At 64.4% G+C, this 17,581-nt stretch carries 20 protein-coding genes; 6 read left to right on the top strand and 14 right to left on the bottom strand.

Annotated elements, in window-relative coordinates:
- Positions 1-63: 63 nt before the first annotated feature.
- On the bottom strand, positions 64-543 hold the full coding sequence (locus BPNPMPFG_RS19950) for an anthrone oxygenase family protein (RefSeq protein WP_258590405.1): 480 nt from the start codon (positions 541-543) through the stop codon (positions 64-66).
- A 1-nt stretch (position 544) separates the two neighbouring features.
- Positions 545-1,378 (bottom strand): NAD(P)H-binding protein, encoded by an 834-nt coding sequence (locus BPNPMPFG_RS19945; protein WP_258590404.1) that lies wholly within the window; start codon positions 1,376-1,378, stop codon positions 545-547.
- A gap of 105 nt (positions 1,379-1,483) precedes the next feature.
- On the opposite strand from BPNPMPFG_RS19945, the gene BPNPMPFG_RS19940 reads away from it, so the two are divergent.
- Entirely contained in the window at positions 1,484-2,125 is a 642-nt protein-coding gene (locus tag BPNPMPFG_RS19940) for a TetR/AcrR family transcriptional regulator (protein ID WP_258590403.1), read from the top strand.
- Positions 2,126-2,364: 239 nt separating this feature from the next.
- Here BPNPMPFG_RS19940 and rpmE read toward each other — a convergent pair whose 3' ends face one another.
- A complete protein-coding gene (gene rpmE, locus BPNPMPFG_RS19935) occupies positions 2,365-2,586 on the bottom strand; it encodes a 50S ribosomal protein L31 (protein WP_006327661.1) in 222 nt (73 codons plus the stop codon).
- Positions 2,587-2,793: 207 nt separating this feature from the next.
- On the opposite strand from rpmE, the gene BPNPMPFG_RS19930 reads away from it, so the two are divergent.
- Positions 2,794-4,593 (top strand): ABC transporter transmembrane domain-containing protein, encoded by a 1,800-nt coding sequence (locus BPNPMPFG_RS19930; RefSeq protein ID WP_258590402.1) that lies wholly within the window; start codon positions 2,794-2,796, stop codon positions 4,591-4,593.
- A 2-nt stretch (positions 4,594-4,595) separates the two neighbouring features.
- Here the strand turns inward: BPNPMPFG_RS19930 and BPNPMPFG_RS19925 are convergent, their stop codons facing one another.
- Both BPNPMPFG_RS19925 and BPNPMPFG_RS19920 read right to left on the bottom strand, forming a co-directional pair.
- Positions 4,596-4,916: a hypothetical protein gene (locus BPNPMPFG_RS19925; protein WP_258590401.1), complete on the bottom strand. Its 321-nt coding sequence runs from the start codon at positions 4,914-4,916 to the stop codon at positions 4,596-4,598.
- Positions 4,917-4,994: 78 nt separating this feature from the next.
- Positions 4,995-6,479 carry a carboxypeptidase M32 gene (locus tag BPNPMPFG_RS19920; protein WP_258590400.1) on the bottom strand — a complete coding sequence of 495 codons (1,485 nt, stop codon included), beginning with the start codon at positions 6,477-6,479 and terminating at the stop codon, positions 4,995-4,997.
- 142 nt (positions 6,480-6,621) lie between these two features.
- On the opposite strand from BPNPMPFG_RS19920, the gene BPNPMPFG_RS19915 reads away from it, so the two are divergent.
- On the top strand, positions 6,622-6,975 hold the full coding sequence (locus BPNPMPFG_RS19915) for a DUF1304 domain-containing protein (protein ID WP_258590399.1): 354 nt from the start codon (positions 6,622-6,624) through the stop codon (positions 6,973-6,975).
- Positions 6,976-7,127: 152 nt separating this feature from the next.
- Here BPNPMPFG_RS19915 and BPNPMPFG_RS19910 read toward each other — a convergent pair whose 3' ends face one another.
- The 9 genes from BPNPMPFG_RS19910 to BPNPMPFG_RS19870 form a co-directional block, all read right to left on the bottom strand.
- Entirely contained in the window at positions 7,128-7,565 is a 438-nt protein-coding gene (locus BPNPMPFG_RS19910; protein ID WP_258590398.1) for a hypothetical protein, read from the bottom strand.
- 245 nt (positions 7,566-7,810) lie between these two features.
- Positions 7,811-8,842: a peptidoglycan -binding protein gene (locus tag BPNPMPFG_RS19905; protein ID WP_258590397.1), complete on the bottom strand. Its 1,032-nt coding sequence runs from the start codon at positions 8,840-8,842 to the stop codon at positions 7,811-7,813.
- Between the two features lies 1 nt (position 8,843).
- The gene (locus BPNPMPFG_RS19900; protein ID WP_258590396.1) at positions 8,844-9,869 is read right to left on the bottom strand and encodes a MotA/TolQ/ExbB proton channel family protein; all 1,026 of its coding nucleotides are present in this window, start codon (positions 9,867-9,869) and stop codon (positions 8,844-8,846) included.
- 108 nt (positions 9,870-9,977) lie between these two features.
- Positions 9,978-10,664: a PAQR family membrane homeostasis protein TrhA gene (trhA, locus tag BPNPMPFG_RS19895; protein WP_258590395.1), complete on the bottom strand. Its 687-nt coding sequence runs from the start codon at positions 10,662-10,664 to the stop codon at positions 9,978-9,980.
- A 104-nt stretch (positions 10,665-10,768) separates the two neighbouring features.
- On the bottom strand, positions 10,769-11,569 hold the full coding sequence (locus BPNPMPFG_RS19890) for an inositol monophosphatase family protein (RefSeq protein ID WP_258590394.1): 801 nt from the start codon (positions 11,567-11,569) through the stop codon (positions 10,769-10,771).
- Positions 11,570-11,655: 86 nt separating this feature from the next.
- Positions 11,656-12,222, bottom strand: a complete 567-nt coding sequence (gene efp, locus BPNPMPFG_RS19885) for an elongation factor P (protein WP_258590393.1) — start codon at positions 12,220-12,222, stop codon at positions 11,656-11,658.
- Positions 12,223-12,467: 245 nt separating this feature from the next.
- On the bottom strand, positions 12,468-13,463 hold the full coding sequence (locus BPNPMPFG_RS19880) for a tetratricopeptide repeat protein (protein ID WP_413776880.1): 996 nt from the start codon (positions 13,461-13,463) through the stop codon (positions 12,468-12,470).
- 46 nt (positions 13,464-13,509) lie between these two features.
- Positions 13,510-14,157 (bottom strand): thiamine phosphate synthase, encoded by a 648-nt coding sequence (locus tag BPNPMPFG_RS19875; RefSeq protein ID WP_258590391.1) that lies wholly within the window; start codon positions 14,155-14,157, stop codon positions 13,510-13,512.
- A 129-nt stretch (positions 14,158-14,286) separates the two neighbouring features.
- Positions 14,287-15,204, bottom strand: coding sequence for a DMT family transporter (locus BPNPMPFG_RS19870; RefSeq protein WP_258590390.1), 918 nt, complete (start codon positions 15,202-15,204; stop codon positions 14,287-14,289).
- 132 nt (positions 15,205-15,336) lie between these two features.
- On the opposite strand from BPNPMPFG_RS19870, the gene BPNPMPFG_RS19865 reads away from it, so the two are divergent.
- From BPNPMPFG_RS19865 to BPNPMPFG_RS19855, 3 genes are all read left to right on the top strand, one after another.
- Positions 15,337-15,816 carry an Lrp/AsnC family transcriptional regulator gene (locus BPNPMPFG_RS19865; RefSeq protein WP_258590389.1) on the top strand — a complete coding sequence of 160 codons (480 nt, stop codon included), beginning with the start codon at positions 15,337-15,339 and terminating at the stop codon, positions 15,814-15,816.
- A 116-nt stretch (positions 15,817-15,932) separates the two neighbouring features.
- Positions 15,933-16,661 (top strand): class I SAM-dependent methyltransferase, encoded by a 729-nt coding sequence (locus BPNPMPFG_RS19860; RefSeq protein WP_258590388.1) that lies wholly within the window; start codon positions 15,933-15,935, stop codon positions 16,659-16,661.
- A 115-nt stretch (positions 16,662-16,776) separates the two neighbouring features.
- Positions 16,777-17,547: a sulfite exporter TauE/SafE family protein gene (locus tag BPNPMPFG_RS19855; RefSeq protein WP_258590387.1), complete on the top strand. Its 771-nt coding sequence runs from the start codon at positions 16,777-16,779 to the stop codon at positions 17,545-17,547.
- Positions 17,548-17,581 lie beyond the last annotated feature (34 nt).

Genomic DNA, 17,581 nt, shown 5'->3' with positions numbered 1-17,581 from the left:
CCATGGTCGAAGTAATCGATCCCGGAGGGTGGTTGTTCCTCCGGGATTCGTTGAAAACGTACTTCACTGCAGCGCCATGATGAAGCAGCCCAGCGCGACGATGCCGGTGACGGTGCGCACGTGGTTCCACATCACCCAGTCCCTGAGATAGGTGGCCCACATGGCGGCGCCATTGCTGCTCGCCGGGTCGACGGCCGCCAACGCGTCGTTGAGCGGCACATTGAAGATCATGGTCACGATCGGGTTGCCGACGAGGTAGATCAGGGCGCCGGCGAGAAGCCAGAACGAGCCCGGCTGGCTCCAGCCGATCATCGCACCGGCGATGAGGACAAGGCAGATCAACCCGGTGCCGAAGAGCGCGGTCATGAATGTCGGTGTGATGACGGTGATGCTGATCGAATTCATCGCGGCGATGCCGCCCGCCGCCGGCAGGCGGGCGAGCGCCGGCATGACGAAGTTGGAAAAGGCGAAGAACACGCCGCCGACGACGCCCGAGCCGATCGCGGCGATGAAGGTGAGGGTGGGAAGAAGCTTCGCGATCATCTCAATTGCTCCAGACGCCAGTCGCGGCGGTTTCGGTTGCGTAGGCGGAAAAGTCTCTCGGCGGGCGGCCGAGCACGCGCTGGACGCCATCGGTCAGCGTCTCGTTGCGGCCGTCGAGCACTTGCGTGAACAGCTCGTTAAGCAACCAGACCAATTCGAGCGGCAGTTCATGCGCCGCGACAGCGGCGGTGAATTCGTCGTGCGAGATCCTGACAAAGCGGATGTCGCGGCCGGCGGCCTTGCCGATCTCGGCGACCGCGTCGGCGAAGCTCAGCAGCCGCGGGCCGGTGAGTTCATAGAGCTGGCCGATGTGCCCTGGGTCAGTCAGCACGGCAAAGGCGGCGTCGGCGATGTCGTCGGCATCGACAAAGGGTTCGCCGACAGTGCCGACCGGCAGCGCCACTTCGCCGGCAAGGAGCGGGTCGATCAGGAAGCCTTCGCTGAAGTTCTGCGAGAACCAGGCGCAACGCAGGATCGTCCAGTCGGCGCCGGAGGCCTTCAGCATCTCTTCGGCGCGCTGGGCTTCCGTCTCGCCGCGTCCCGACAGCAGCACGAGCCGGGTGATGCCGTTTTGTACGGCAAGCCTGGCGAAGGCGTCGACCGCCTCGGCCGCACCCGGCACGGCGATATCTGGATAATAGCTGATGTAGACGGCACTGACGCCTTGCATTGCCGCACCCCAGGTCGCCGGACTGTCCCAGTCGAAGCACGGGGTGCCCGAGCGCGAGCCGATGCGCACCGGCAGGCCATGCGCGGTCAGCCGTTCGGCGAGGCGGCGGCCGGTCTTGCCGGTACCACCGAGGATCAGGATGGGTTTTGGTGTCGTGTCGTTCATAGCGGTTTCCTCTGTTTTAGAATATGAATAATCCTCACATTTGCAAAACGTGATAAACCCTCGTATTTTGCGAGTCAAGCGAATTTGTTGGCATTGGAGACAGTCATGGAAGACACCGCCGCGCCGGTTTCCCCCCAGGAGCAGATTGCTTCGCCGCGCCGGGCGCCGAGCCAGCAGCGCAGCCGCGAACGGGTCGAGCGCATGCTCGCCGCCGCCTCGGCGCTGATTGCCGAGCAAGGCAGCGACGCCATGCGCATGGGTGAGGTGGCGGAACGGGCAGGGGTGTCGATCGGTTCGCTCTACCAGTTCTTTCCGGACAAGCGGGCGATCATCTGGGCGCTGGCCGAGCGCCACACCGTCGAGAGCCAGGCCTGTATCTCGGCGGCACTCGCCGGCGTCGGCGACGCCGAAGGCCTAGGCCAAGCATTTTCGGAGCTGGTCGATATCTACTATGGGCTGTTCCTGGCCGAGCCGGTGATGCGCGACATCTGGTCGGGCACGCAGGCCGACAAGGCCCTGCGCCAACTCGAACTCGCCGACAGCCGGGCCAACGCCGAATTCCTCACCGCGGTGCTGAAACGGCTGCGGCCGGCGGCCGATCCGGCGGCGCTGGAAACCACGGCTTTTCTGGTCTGGCAGATGGGCGAGGCCGCCATGCGGCTGGCGATTTCGGTCGAGCGGCAAGAGGGCGACAGGCTGGTCGCTGCTTACAAGCGCATGGCATTGCGGGAACTGTTGGCCGAGTAGGATGGTCCCCACCCCCTCCCCCTCGTGGGGTCCGAAGGACGGGCGAGACCGTGGCTCGCCCCGGCAAGTCGCTGCGAAGCAGCGGGGTGCGGGGCGGCGCCAGACCCCACCCGGACCTTCGGTCCGACCTCCCCACAAGGGGGAGGTAGGGGCGAGCGCCAGTTTGAGGCGACCCATCCCGTTGCAACAAAAAACCCGCCTCGAAAGCGGGTTTCTGATCTGCGAAAAGGTCGTCGGGCTTAGAGGCCGAAACCTTCGAAACGCTTCTTGAACTTCGACAGGCGGCCGCCGCGGTCGAGCAGGGTCTGCTGGCCACCGGTCCAGGCCGGGTGGGTGGTCGGGTCGATATCGAGGTTCATCGTATCGCCTTCCTTGCCCCAGGTCGAACGGGTCATGTATTCGGTGCCGTCGGTCATGACGACCTTGATGGTGTGGTAATCGGGATGGATGTCGGTCTTCATGGTTCGGTTCCTGGCTTGCCGGCGCTGCCGACGGGCATGAAGCCTGCGTCGATGCGCCCCTTTTTAAAACTCGAAGCCGCAGCTATTGAGGAGCCACGGCTTCTAAAACGGTCGGCGAGCCTATACATCAGCCGGAATTGAATCACAAGGCCGCGGCAAGCGCATATTGAGGCGCATACCCCAAAGGCGGCTAGAGGAAACGCAGGAATGGCGCAATCCAGCAGCGCAGACGAGCGCCGGCGCTCGCTCAAGCCGCTCAGGCGCCTGTTCCCCTATATCACGCACTACCGCACGCTGGTGATCGGCGCCCTCATCTCGCTGGTCATCGCCGCGGCAACGACACTGGCGCTGCCGCTGGCGGTACGGCGCATGATCGATCATGGCTTCTCGTCGTCGAGCACCACCTTCATCGCCGAGTATTTCGCCGCCTTGGTGGCGATGGCCGCCGTGCTGGCGGCGGCCTCGGCCGGCCGCTACTATTTCGTCATCACGCTCGGCGAGCGCGTCGTCGCCGACATCCGCCGCGATGTCTTTGCCCATGTGACGACGCTGTCGCCTGCCTTCTTCGACACCGCCCAGTCGGGCGAGATCGTATCCCGGCTCGCCGCCGACACGACGCAAGTCAAGTCGGCGGTCGGGGCGACTGCCTCGGTGGCGCTGCGCAACGTCATCCTCGGCCTCGGTGCGCTGGGGATGATGGTCGTCACCAGCCCGAAACTTTCCGGCCTGGTCATAGCAGCCATTCCGGTCATCGTGCTGCCGCTGGTCGCCTTCGGCCGCTCGGTGCGCGCCAAGTCCCGGCAGGCGCAGGATACGCTCGCCGACGCCACCGCCTATGCCAGCGAGCAGATCGGCGCGGTGCGCACCTTGCAGGCCTTCACCAACGAGAAGCTGGTCACCGGGCATTTCTCCGGTGCGGTGGAAGCCGCGTTCGAGGCGGCACGCGCCTCGATCTTCGCGCGCTCCTTCCTCACCTTCTTTGCCATTTTCACGATCTTCTCATCGGTCGTGGCCGTGCTGTGGTTCGGCTCGCGCGACGTGCTCGATGGCGCGATATCGCCAGGCACGCTCGGCCAGTTCCTGCTCTATTCGGTGTTCGCCGCCGGCGCGCTCGGCGCGCTGTCGGAAGTCTGGGGCGAGCTTGCGCAGGCGGCGGGTGCGGCCGAACGGCTGACCGAGATCCTGGCCGAGAAACCGGCGATCCAGGCGCCGGCCGATCCGAAGCCGCTGCCGGCGGTCGCCAAGGGCGCGATCGTCTTCGACGATGTGTCCTTCTCCTATCCCGCCAGGCCAGACCGCGCCGCCGTCCACGGCCTGAGCTTCCAGGTCATGCCCGGCGAGACGGTGGCGATCGTCGGCCCGTCAGGCGCCGGCAAGAGCACGGTCTTCTCCCTCATCCTGCGCTTCTACGATCCCGAAACTGGCAAGATCCTGATCGATGGCGTCGACGTGCGCGAAGCCGATCCGGTCTCGGTGCGCGAGCGCATCGCCATCGTGCCGCAGGATGTCACCATCTTCGCGGCGAGCGCGCGCGACAATATCGGCTTTGGCCGGCCAGGCGCCAGCGAGGCCGAGATCGAGGTGGCGGCGAAGGACGCGCTGGCCGACGAATTCATCCTCAAGCTCGAAAAAGGCTATGACAGCCAGGTCGGCGAGCGCGGCGTGACGCTGTCCGGCGGCCAGCGCCAGCGGGTGGCGATCGCTCGCGCCATCCTGCGCGACGCGCCGATCCTGCTGCTCGACGAAGCCACTTCGGCGCTCGATGCCGAAAGCGAGACGCTGGTGCAGACGGCGCTGGAGCGGCTGATGCAAGGCCGCACCACCATCGTCATCGCCCACCGGCTGGCGACGGTGCTGAAGGCCGACAGGATCCTCGTCATGGATGGCGGCCGCATCGTCGAGGAAGGCACCCACCAGAGCCTGGTCGCCAAGGGCGGCATCTATGCGCGGCTGGCCAAGCTGCAGTTCGAAACAGGCGCCAGCGCCTTCAGGGGCGCGGCGGAGTAGCGTCAATGCCGAAGCTTCACGAACACGGGAGCATCACGATTTTCACTCCTTCGTACGTTCGACAACGTCAAACGGGCGGCCGTCCACTTCATTCGCTGGAGGCGCAGAAAATCGGTGGCGCTTTCGCCTTTCGCGCTGGCTCCACGCGGTAATTCATCCAGCATTTTTTTGAGGCGCTTGACTGCGACTGCCCGTAACGCCTGGGCGATTGCCTTTTCCGCGAAGCGCGATCTCTCACTTTTCGGCACTTCGTCCTCAAGCCGGCTCTTTATTTCAGCGGCGATGGAAAAGGTGGCGCGTTCCTTCGGAGTGGAAATTCCCACGGTGCGTTCTCCCAAATCCTCATACTGAAATATACGCTTTGAGGGTATGAAACGCGATGTTCGCTCTATTGTGCTCTTTCAGCCCCCATACCGCTTGCGCAAATGGTCGGTAAAGTGTGCCGCGTTGAGCTTTTCGCCGGTGGCGCGTTCGAGCAGGTCCGGCGTCGACCAGCGCGACCCCTGCGACCAGATCTTTTCGCGGCGCCAGTCGTTGATCGCCTCGAAATTGCCTTTGGCAAGATCGTCGTCGGCTGCAGGGTGCTCGCGCGTCAGCGCCGCCCATTGCTGTGCCGCCATCATCGCGCCCAGCGTGTAGGAGGGGAAGTAGCCGAAGGCGGCACCCGGCCAATGCACGTCCTGCATCGGCCCGTCGGCGGGATTGTCAATGGTGGAGAGGCCGAGATAGTCGCGCATCTTGGCGTCCCAGGCTTCGGGCAGATCGGCCACCTCCAGCCGCCCCGATACGAGTTCCTGCTCAAGCTCGTAGCGCAGGATGACATGCAGCGGGTAGGTCACCTCGTCGGCATCGACACGGATCAGGCCGCGTTCGACGCGATGCACATGCGGCAGGACGTCGTCGAGCGACCAGGCTTCGCCGAGATGCCTTTCGGCCACCGGCAGCGCCCAGCGCCAGAAGGCCGGGTTGCGGCCGAGCTGCTTTTCGACGAACAGGCTCTGGCTTTCGTGTACCGCCATGCCGCGCGCCTTGCCGAACGGCCAGTGCGACCATGCCTTGGGCAGATTCTGTTCGTACAGCGCATGACCGGTCTCGTGCAGTACGCCCATCAACGCCGACAGGAAGTCAGATGTCTTGTAGCGGGTGGTGATGCGCACGTCGCTCGGGACGCCGCCGCAGAACGGATGGTGCGACACCGACAGCGACCCGTGCGTCAGGTCGAAGCCGACTGCCGCCATCATGGCAAGGCCGAGTTCGCGTTGCCGGTCGATCGCATAGGTGCCCGAAAGCGGTTTCAGCGGGCGCTTGCGCAGCCGCGCTTCCTGTATCGCTAGCGCCTCCGGCACGAACCCCTTGAGGAAGGCTTTGAGGTCGGTGAAGACAGGCGTGATGTCGGCGGTGCGGTTGCCGGGGTCGTATTGCTCCATCAGCGCGTCATAGGGGGCGAGGCCGAGCACGTCGGCACGCAGCGCCGCCTCCTCGCGCACCAGCGCCACCACGCCCTCCAGCGCCGGCAGGAAGCCCGCCCAGTCGTTCTTGGCGCGCAGGCCGCGCCACAGTTGCTCGCAGCGCATGCGCGCGGTGGTCTGACGTTCGACGAATTCGACCGGCAGGCAGGTCAGGTTGGTGTACTGTCGCCGCAATTCCGTGACGGTCGCCCGTTGCTCTTCGCTCAAAGCTTCCTGTTCGGCCGCCGCGATCCAGTCGGCGATCTCCGGCGCCGTTGCCCTGGTGTGATACATGCCGGCCAGTGCCGACATCGCCTCGGCGCGCTTCTCGCCACCGCCGACGGCCATATGAGTGGCCTCGTCGGCACCGAGGATGGCCAGAGCGTGCTCAAGCGCTTCGAGCTTGTGGCCGAGGTCATCGAGTTTCTGAAAGGACATGGCGGCTTCCGTGATTGAGGACGGCGCGAAAAGATACCAACGCAAAGGCGTTTGCAACCCTCGGGTACTGTGCGGAGGATGTGCCTTGCGCAGGTGAGGTCGCGCATGAAATGCTGGCGGCGACACGTGAAGGGGGAAAACAATGATCGGCAACATCCTGGTTGGGCTGGTGGCCTTGATCCATGTCTACATCGTCTATCTGGAGATGGTGCTGTGGGACACGCCGCGAGGACACAAGGCATTCAACCTGACGCCCGAATTCGCCAGCGCCTCGAAGGTGCTCGCCGCCAATCAGGGGCTCTACAATGGCTTCCTTGCCGCCGGCCTGATCTGGGGGCTCTACCTCGGCGCCGCCGGGTTCCAGGTCAAGGTTTTCTTCCTGTTATGCGTGGCCATCGCCGGCCTCTATGGCGCGGCGACGGTTGGCCGCAAGATCCTGTTCATCCAGACCGTGCCGGCGGTGGTTGCCCTGATTGCGGTCTGGCTTGCCTGGTAGAAAACTGGGCTGGCAGGAAACTGGGCTGTAGGGAAAAAGGACGCCTGCGGGATTGGGGTCCCGAAGGCGCCAGGTGGTCCCTTCCTGGCGCATGGTCCGAAAATCGAAACCGATTTCGGCATGAATCATGCGCAATATCGAGGAACGCGATCTCAGCCGTTCGGATAGTTTCCGCCGTCCGCGCCGTCGCCGATCATGAAGCCGCTGCCGGTATCGACCATCAGCCGCTGGTCGACATTGTCGAGACGGCGCAGCAGGTCGTGGTATTGCGCGGCCGGTATCCTGCCGTGATCCGATGCCGCTATTTTCTCGGCCGCCCGACCGATTTGGGCCGTCCGCATTTCCAGACGTTCGGCCACCGCCGGCGTGATGGTGTTGGCTTGTCTTGCGTTCACTATGCCCTGACGGACGCCTTGAACCTGCTGCATGAGACCCTCGATGCGCGGGCCGGTAAAGTCGGTCGGGTTGGCTGCGTCGAGAGCGCCCTTGCTATGATCGCCCGCCGCATAGGCGCCAGCGAGGGGGATGGCGATGAGGAGCGCCGTGAGTGTTGCGGTTCTAAGCGAGGTCCTGGGAGTAAAAGAGCGCATCACGCGTCTCCTCTTGAAGAAGAAGGCGGCTGTTTCGCCTGCCTTCCGGCCGCGGGCCGTCCGGTTCCGTCGCGTCGCGAGGAGGGGGATTCATCGCCGGCGGTTCTCGGCCCAGGGGGAAGCTAGGACCGCGCTGCGACGATGTGTAATTAAAAAAAGATAATCTTTTCAGGCCTTGCCGGCCTCGATCTACGCCCTAGAGTTGAGCCGGCGAACAAATTCGCGTGATACAGCGTGATGATGGATCACCGTTCGGTGAGCTTCAGTTCAATACGGCGGTTCTTGTTGCGCGCCTCTTCGGTGTCGGCGGGGTCGAGCGGCTGGAACTCGCCGAAGCCGGCGGCGACCAGCCGGTTGGCCGGCACGCCGTTCTCGATCAGGTACTTCACCACCGAGGTCGAACGCGCTGTCGACAGCTCCCAATTGTCGCGGTAGCGGCCGGTGCCGGAGAGCGGCTTGTTGTCGGTATGGCCGTCGACGCGCAGCACCCAGTTGATCTCCGGCGGGATTTCCTTCTGCAGCTCGATGATGGCGTCGGCGAGTTTCTTCATCTCGACCTTGCCGGCATCGTTGATCACTTCGGAGCCGGTCGGGAACAGCACTTCGGACTGGAAGACGAAGCGGTCGCCGACGATGCGGATGTTCTCGCGGTCGGCGAGGATTTCGCGCAAGCGGCCGAAGAAGTCTGAACGGTAGCGGTTCAGCTCCTGCACGCGTTGCGCAAGGGCTACGTTCAGGCGGCGGCCGAGATCGGCGATCTTGGTGTTGGAATCACGGTCGCGGGTTTCGGAGACGTTGAGCGCATCCTCGAGCGCGCCGATCTGCTTGCGCAGTGCCGCGATCTGCTGGTTGAGGATTTCGACCTGGCTCAGCGCCTGCTGACTGATCTGGCGCTGGCTGTCGAGTTCGCCGGTCAGCGCCACGGCGCGCTGGCTGGCCGCGTCGCCGGCGCCGGCGCCTTGCGCCAGCAATTGTTCGAGCCGGCTCTTCTCCGCTTGCGCGGCCGACAGCGATGCCTGCAGATTGGCAAGCGAATCTTCCTTGTCCTGCGCCGTCGAACGCTCCAGTGCCAGCAACTGGGTCAGTTCATTGATCTGCGAGTTGAGGCGTGAGAGCGCCGTGTCCTTGCCGGAGATTTCGCGGCCGAGCAGGAACTGCGCCAGCACGAAGACGGTGAGCAGGAACATGATCGCCAGAAGCAATGTCGACAGCGCGTCGACGAAGCCCGGCCAGTAATCGATGCGGCGATCCGTGCGTCGCCCACGCGCCAGTGCCACGTCAATGCACCCCGGGCTTCTTCAGGGCGTCGGCGATCTTTTCCAGCGTGTTGCGCATCGCCTTCTGCTCGTCGGACTGGGCCTCGACCCAATCGCGCATGATCTGCTGCTCCGAGCGCATGTTCTTGACCAGCCCGGAAATGCCGTCGGCGAGATTGGCCATGGCGGTGGCGACGCGCGGATTGGAGCCGCCGCCATTCTCCTGCATGCTGCGCAGCCGTTCGGACAGCACCCGGATCTCGTCGGAGGATTCGGTCTTGGCCGGGTCGGAGACGACGATGTCGGACGACAGATCGGTGACCGAGGACAACCAGTTTTCCAGCTCGGTGTAGAAGCGCGTCTGGGCGCGGCCTGCCTGCAGGTCTAGGAAACCGAGCACCAGCGAGCCGGACAGGCCGAACAGCGAGGACGAGAAGGCCGTGCCCATGCCGGCCAGTGGCGCCGAAAGCCCTTGCTTGAGAGAATCGAGCACCGCGGCGGCGTCACCGGTGCCCGGATCGAGCGATTCGATGGTCTCGCGGATCGAGCCGATGGTGTTCAAGAGGCCCCAGAAGGTGCCGAGCAGGCCGAGGAACACCAGCAGGCCGACGAGATAGCGCGAGGTGTCGCGGCTTTCGTCCAGGCGTGTGGCGATGGAATCGAGCATGGTGCGCATCGAACTGGTCGAGAAGGCCGTCGCCGAGGAGCGGCCGATCATCGCCTTCATCGGCGCCAGCAGAACCGGTTCGGTGGTTTCCGAGCCGGCACGGAAGGAGTTGACCCAGCGCACTTCGCGAAACAGCCGCCCGACTTGGGCGAAGGCCAAAAGGATGCCGACCACCAGCACGCCGACGATCAGGCCATTGAGGCCGGGATTGCTGCCAAAGGCGGTCGAGATCTGGCGGGTCAGGATGGCGGCGATGAAGGCGACGATGACCAGGAAGATCACCATGGTCAGCAGAAAGACCTGCGGGCTCGACAGTTTGTGCGGGTCGTAGATCAGGACATCAGAACGCCTGCCCATGCCGAAGGATTTGAGAAAAGCCATCCGTGCCCCGTTTCCGATGCCACCGCCGATCACGTAGACCGCGACTCTAAACGGAATTGTGACCAAATTGAATGGCGCTTGGCAATATTGCCGCGTCGATAGTCTGTGTCAGAGGCGATTGATGACCAGACAGTCGACCATGGCGGCCAGATGCAGGCCGGCGCCGGTGACGACGAAACCGTGCCACAGCGCATTGTGGAAGCGCAGCCCCTTCCAGGCGAAGAAGATGACGCCGCAGGAGTAGACGATACCGCCGGCGACGATGAGCGCGATCGATGTCGTCGGCAGCGTCTGGACAAGCGGCTTCACCAGGATGATGCCGCTCCAGCCGATGGCGAGATAGAAGACGATCGCCAGCCGGTCGAAACGGCCGGGGAAAAACACCTTGATGGCGATGCCCAACACTGCCGCAGTCCAGACGAGGACGATCATCCAGCGCGCCAGCGGCGAGGCTTCGAGCTGCGCCAGAAAGGGCGTGTAGGTAGCGGCGATCAGCAGATAGATCGCGGCGTGGTCGAAGCGCCGCAAGATCCATTTCACCGGCGACGACACCGGCCACAGATTGTAGGTCAGCGACACCGACAGCACGGTGAGCAGCGAAACCACATAGAAGGCGGCGGCGATGTATTCGCCCGGCCCGACGCGAAAGGCCGCCAGCGCCAGCAGTGCCGAACCCGCCGATATTGCCAGCACGATGCCGACCGCATGGACGATGCCGTCGGCGATCATCTCGGCGCGCGAATAGTGCCAGCGTCCGATGAACGGGATGTCGGGATGGGTTTGGTTGACTTTCACTGCCGGGTTCCTGCGCCGCGCACTCCAATCTGGGCGCTCGCCGGGCAGTATTTCAAGCTTCCGTTGCGATTTTACGACTGCGGCGCATCAGCGCGGCGTGCCTCTCAACGCGCCGAGAGCGGTTTCTTCACGGCCTTCAACAAAGCGCGCTGGATGACCTCGTTGCCGGCGACGACCGAGCCGTTGTCGAGCATGTCCTGGCCGCCATCCATGTCCGAAACGAAGCCGCCCGCCTCGCGGATCATAAGCAGGCCGGCGGCGATGTCCCAGGCCGATAGGCCGGTTTCCCAGAAGCCGTCCATGCGGCCGGCGGCAACATAGGCGAGGTCGAGCGAGGCGGCGCCCATGCGACGCACGCCGGAGACTTCGGCCATGACGTTGCGCAGTTCGACGAGGAAATTGCCATGATGGCCGCGACCGAGATGCGGCACGCCGCAGCCGATCACCGTGTCGGTGAGCTTGATGCGGCCGGCGACGCGCAAGCGGCGGTCGTTCATGAAGGCGCCGCCGCCGCGTTCGGCGGTATAGAGTTCGTCCATCGCCGGATTGTAGATGACGCCGGCAACGATCTGGCCCTGGCGTTCCAGCGCGATCGAAACGGCGAAGAGAGGGATGCCGTGCAGGAAATTGGTGGTGCCGTCGAGCGGGTCGACGATCCAGCGATGCTGGCCGTCGTCACCCTCCACCGCGCCGCGCTCTTCCATCAGGAAGGCGTAGCCCGGTCGTGCCTTCGACAGTTCCGCAAAGACGATGTCCTCGGCCTTGCGGTCGGCCTGGCTGACATAGTCGCCAGGGCCTTTCATCGAGACCTGCAGGTTCTGCACCTCGCCGAAGTCGCGCGACAGCGAGCGGCCGGCTTTCATTGCGGCCTGGACCATGACGTTGAGAAGGGCTGAGCGTGCCATCGTGCTTCTTCCTGGTGCTGCGCTTTAAGCACTGTCTTGATGCATGTCGGTGACCCAAAACCGGGGCCACTTTTGGGCGATATGCATCAGTCCGCGCGGCGCACGTAAGTGATTTCGTTGGTGTCGACGATGATGCGCTCGCCGGCGCCGATGAAGGGCGGCACCAGCACGCGGATGCCGTTCTCCAGGACCGCCGGCTTGTAGGAGGACGCGGCCGTCTGGCCCTTCACCACAGGATCCGCCTCGGTGATGGTCAACGTCACATAATCGGGCAGCGAAATGCCGATCGGCCTGTCTTCATAGAGCTGGACCGTCACCATCATGCCGTCCTGCAGGAAGGCGGCGCGATCGCCGACGAAGTCCTTGTTCAATTCGAGCTGCTCGTAGCTTTGGGTGTCCATGAACACCAGCGTGTCTTCCTGCGCGTAAAGGAAGGAAAAATCCTTCAGATCGAGCCGGATCTGCTCGACGGTCTCGGCCGAGCGGAAGCGTTCGTTGAGCTTGGTGCCGTTGATGAGGTTCTTCAGTTCGACCTGGTTGTAGGCGCCGCCCTTGCCGGGCTTGACGGTGTTCGTCCTGACCGCCACCCACAGGCCGCCATCGTGCTCGATGACGTAGCCGGGACGGATTTCGTTGCCATTGATCTTGGCCATGATGATGCAATCCGGGATGCTACCAACGGCCAGGCCGTTGGTATGGGATGTTCGCTGGGAAAGCGATTTCGGGCTCCCAAGACCACAAAACACCCGAAGAGGCAAGGGAGCGGCACGTTGGCGAGGCCGAGCCTCTGGATCAGTCGAAGCGTGGAATGTTGCCACGTTGCGCGGTCTTGTCCTGCGAAAAGTCGGGCATGACGTCCTCGGCATGGCACCAGCCCGAGGTCGCCCAGGCTTTGCCGCTACGGCAGCCGGTTCGCCTTCTGCAGAGCCTGCTTGGTCTGGTCGTCGCCCAGGCCTTGCAGGAAATCGTCCATCTGCGGGTCGATGAGACCGGCACGGCGGGCGACGATGTACCAGGCGCCGGCGAGGACAAGGTCCGGATCGGTGCCGATGCCTTGCATATAGAGTTTTGCCAGGCGGTTCTGGGCGGCGACATTGCCGCCCTCGGCCGCTTGCCTCATCCAGCCGAAGGCGGATTTCAGGTCGCGCGCGCCGCCGCGACCTTCGATCATCCAAGCGGCGAGATCGATCTGCGCGGTGTCGTAGTTCTGCCGCGCTGCCTGCGCCAGCAGGCGCCTTGCCTGCGCGTCGTCGCGCGGCTTGCCGCCGACGCCGTTGGCATAGATCTGCGACATTGCATACTGCGCGTCGGCGAGGCCGGTGGCGGCGGCGCGCTCATAGTAGGAAACCGCCTTGGCGAGGCCGGCGTCGCCGGGGTCCTGTTGGACCAGCATCTGCGCGAAATTGAACTGCGCCAGCCGGTTGCCCGCTTCGGCGGCGGCCTGCATCAGCGCATAGGCCCCCTTCTCGTCCTTCTTGACGTAGCGGCCATCGAGCAGCATCAGCGCATATTGGAACTGCGATTCCGGCACGCCCTGCTCGGCGGCAAGCGCATACCATTTCGCCGCTTGCGCCGCATTGAGCGGCACACCCAGCCCGCGCGACAGGATCTCGGCCACCAGCGTCTGCGCCGCCGGGTCACCGTTTTGCGCGCGCACCAGCGCGAGATTGTAGGCCGTCTTGTAGAGCCCGCGCTGGAAGGCGCCATAGGCAGGGTCGGCAGGCTTGGCCCCGAAGCGGTCGGGATTGATGGCGTCGGCCGATGGCAGCGGCGCGGGCTCGGCCGTGGTGGCAGGCTGCGGCAGCGGCTTGTCGATCGGCTTGTCCGTATGCACGCCGACTTCCGGCTTGGGCTGCGGCAGCGGGATGGTCTCCGCGGCCGCTGCCTGGACCATGAGCACCGCAAGCAGGGCCTGGAGGGAAAGCCTCGTCGAGGACACGTCAGTCCTCGAAGCGCGGCGCGGTCTCGTCGAGCAGCGCGTTGGCGCTGGCGACCGCTGTCTTGGGATCGGTGCCGTCGGCGAACACGGCGCTCGACAGCGCCACGAATTCGGCGCCAGTGGCGCCCACTGCTTCCACCGAGGCGATGTCGGATCCGGCCATGACGATGCAAGGAATCTGGATCATATCGGCCCACCATTTGCCGAGCGACAGGTTGCGCGGATGCGGTTCGGGCTTGTTGTCGTAGCCGAAGCGGCCGAAGAAGATGTAGTCGGGCCGGGTCTCGCCAAGCTCAAGCGCGTCGTCACGCGTCTTCGCGCCGCCGGCGCCGACCATCATCCTTGCCTGGACATGCTCGATCGTCTCGGCGAGTTCGGCCTTGGAGACCTCGACATGGATACCGTCGGCCTGGACGCGACCCGCTATGCGGGTGTCACCGGCGATGACGACAGCGACGCCCGCGGCCTGGGCTGCCGGCACGATCTGTTCGGCGAAAGCCTGGAAGGAGGCCTCGTCCATGCCGTTCTCCGGCAGGATCAGCGAAGCGACGTCGCCGCCTTCGAATGCCGCGGCGATACGGGCCGCCTGCACGCCGGGCGGCGCGATCAGCACGATGCGACAGCGGTTGGGGGGCGTTGCGTCATTCATGGTTCTTCGATCCCGCGTTTCGCCTATGCCGGGCGAAGATGGTTGGATTGCGGCATAGAGCAAAGCGCCCGCTTTGAACAGGCGGGCCGGGATCGCGATTTCGGCCCGCCGTGCAGCCGGCGGCCCGTGTCACTTGATCGGGTGCGGGCTCGCGACGGGCGGTTTCGACTTCCACAGCGTCCAGCCAAGGTTCATGCCGGCGGCGGCCACCAGGATAGCAGCGGCGCCGACGATCTGGGTCAGATGCAGCCGATGGCCGAAGGCCACGACATCGACCAGGATCGCCACGACGGGATAGATGAAGGACAGCGACCCCTGCAGATGGGTCGGCAATTTCTGGATGGCGCCGTACATCAGGATGTACATCAGGCCGGTATGGACGATGCCAATCGTCGCCAGCATGGCCCAGCTCCACGCATCGGCGGGAAGCTGGGCAAGATCGGCGAAGGGCGCCAGCATGACGACACCGACGCAGACCTGAATGAGCGCGATCAGGTGTGGCGGCGTGCCCTTGAGTTTCTTGGTGACGATGGCGGCGACGGCCCAGAAGAAGGCTGCGCCCAATGCCATGACGATGCCGGTAAAGTAATCCGTGCCGACCATGTCGGCATTGGGGCCGGCATCAGGGGCGGCCTGCACGATCAGCACCATGCCTATGAAGGCGATGGCCAGCCAGGTCAGCTTTGTCAGGGTCAGCCGCTCGGCGAAGAACAGCGCGCCGAAGCCGACCAGCATGAAGGGCTGGGTGTTGTAGACAGTGGTGGCGATCGAGATCGAGGCGCGGGAGAAAGCACTAAAGAGCAACAGCCAGTTGACGACGATGGCGACGCCGCCGAGCGCGGCGATGGCGATGATGCGCGGCGACAGCCGGTTGCGCAGCAAGCCCAGCCCGGCGCAGATGACAAGCAGCGTCACGGCGCCGAATGCGCAACGCCAGAACACCACATCCATGATCGGCTGGCCGGACAGGACGACGAACCATCCGATCGTTCCCAGGATCGCCATTGCGGCCGACATTTCGACCGTGCCGCGTACTGTATCGTTCACAACGAGCCTCCGCATCAGTTGAGCCGATATAATCTCATGCCGCGATGGCGCTTTCCATTATATAAGAAAGGTAGTATGGCTACGATGCCTAATTATATCAGGCCAAAGCTTTGAAACTGCGAGAAATATAAAATGCTTGATGATCTCGACCGGCGCCTTCTCGAAATCCTGGTCAAGGACGCGCGGACGTCTTTGAAGGATCTGGCCAGCCAGGTCGGGCTGTCGTCGCCAAGCGTTTCGGAACGGCTCCGACGGCTCGAGGAGCGGGGCGTCATCCGGGCGTTCACCGTCGAGATCGATCCGCTGGCGCTCGGCTATACCCTGCAGGCCATCGTGCGCATCCGGCCTCTGCCGGGCAAACTGCACATCGTCCAGAAGCTGATCGAGGAGATCCCCGAATTTGGCGAATGCGACAAAGTGACGGGCGATGACTGCTTCGTCGCCCGGCTGTTCGTGCGCTCGATCGGTGACCTGGACGGGATCCTCGACCGCATCGCCGACAAGGCCGAGACAAGCACCGCGATCATCAAGGCGCAGCCGATCCGGCGCCGGCCGCCACCGCTCGATGCAACCGCCCCTCGTGACAGGGCAAAGGTTTTGCAGGCGTCCTGAACCAGATATCTTGAGCAAGACTGCGGCGGCCACGCCCTGGTCTTCAGGGCTGATCATTGGGTGGAAAGCCGGCGGCCGGTTGGCTAGGGTGCCGTCCAAACGAGACCAGGACCATCATGGCGCAGAACATATACGACCGGGAGGATTTCTTCGCAGGCTACAGCCAGCTTGGCCGTTCCGTCGAAGGCCTGGATGGCGCCGCCGAGTGGCCAGCGCTTCGCGCTATGCTGCCCGATGTGAGCGGCTTGCGGGTCGTCGATCTCGGCTGCGGCTTCGGCTGGTTCTGCCGCTGGGCACGCGAGCATGGGGCCAAGGAGGTGCTTGGCCTGGATCTGTCCGAAAAGATGCTGGCGCGGGCAAGGGCCGCCGGCCCGGACACTGGCATCATCTATGAGCGGGCCGATCTCGATCGGCTCAGCCTGCCGCAAGCCGGTTTCGATCTCGCCTACAGCTCGCTCGCCCTGCACTATGTCGAGGACGTCTTGCGCCTGTTCAGGACCGTGCATCAGGCGCTGTCGCCCGGCGGGCATTTCGTCTTCTCGACGGAGCACCCAATCTTCATGGCGCCGACCAGACCCGGCTGGGTGGTTGATGCAGAAGGCCGCAAGACATGGCCCGTCGACCAATATCTGGTGGAGGGACCGCGCAGGACCGACTGGCTGGCCAAGGGCGTGGTGAAACATCATCGCACCATCGGCACCACGCTCAACACTCTCATCGGCTCCGGTTTCACCATCGACCACGTCGAGGAGTTCCGTCCGACGGACGCGCAGATCGCAGCCAGGCCCGAACTGGAGGAAGAGCTCGAGCGGCCGATGTTCCTGCTGGTCTCGGCCCGCCGGTAGGGCACAGCCCGCGATCGGCCAGGCGCGTGTGGCCATGCCTATCTTTGCTGTCGCTGCGCCCGAAATTCTAGGCTATTCAAGCGTCGATACGCTTCCCTCCAGACAGTCCCCTCCCATGTCAGGCCTGCTTCTCGATCCTTGGTTCTATGCGGCCGCCATTCCGGCGGTCATTCTGGTCGGCCTGTCCAAGGGCGGGTTTGGCGGCGCCGTCGGTTTCGTCGGCGTGCCGCTGATGGCCTTGACCATGCCGCCGGTGCAGGCGGCCGCCATCCTGCTGCCGATCCTGTGCCTGATGGACATCGTGTCGGTATGGACATGGTGGGGTGTCTACGACCGCAAGATGCTGGTCGACATGATGCCGGGCGCCGTCATCGGCATCGGTCTCGGCTGGCTGACGGCCGCACTCGTCACCGAAGAGGCGGTGCGGCTGATCGTCGGCGCCGTCGCCATCGTCTTCGTTCTGCGCTGGCTCTATCTGCAGTTTCGCCATGGCTCCGACCACGCCGTCGCGCCCAACCGCTTGGCCGCGGCCATCTGGGGAACGGTCGCCGGCTTCACCAGCTTCGTCGCCCATGTCGGCGGCCCGCCTTTCCAGGTCTATGCCTTGCCGATCCGGCTCGATCCGATGGTGCTGTCGGGCACCGCGGCGATCTTCTTTGCCGCAACCAATGCGCTGAAGCTGGTGCCCTATTTCGCGCTCGGCCAGTTCGACACCGCCAATCTGACGGCATCGGCGGTGCTAATGCCGCTGGCGCCGCTCTCGACCATCGCCGGTGCGTGGCTGGTACGGCGGATGCGGCCGGAAACCTTCTATCCCTTCACCTATGCAACCGTGGCGGTCGTGGCGCTGAAGCTGCTGTGGGATGGCATCGCCGGCCTTATGTAAAAGGCTGTGCAGAAGCCCTCACCACTACGGCGGT

It is taken from the genome of Mesorhizobium sp. AR07, assembly GCF_024746815.1.
Classification (GTDB): domain Bacteria; phylum Pseudomonadota; class Alphaproteobacteria; order Rhizobiales; family Rhizobiaceae; genus Mesorhizobium.
The sequence above is the reverse complement of the archived record's forward strand: the minus strand, read 5'-3'. Positions and strand labels throughout refer to the sequence as shown.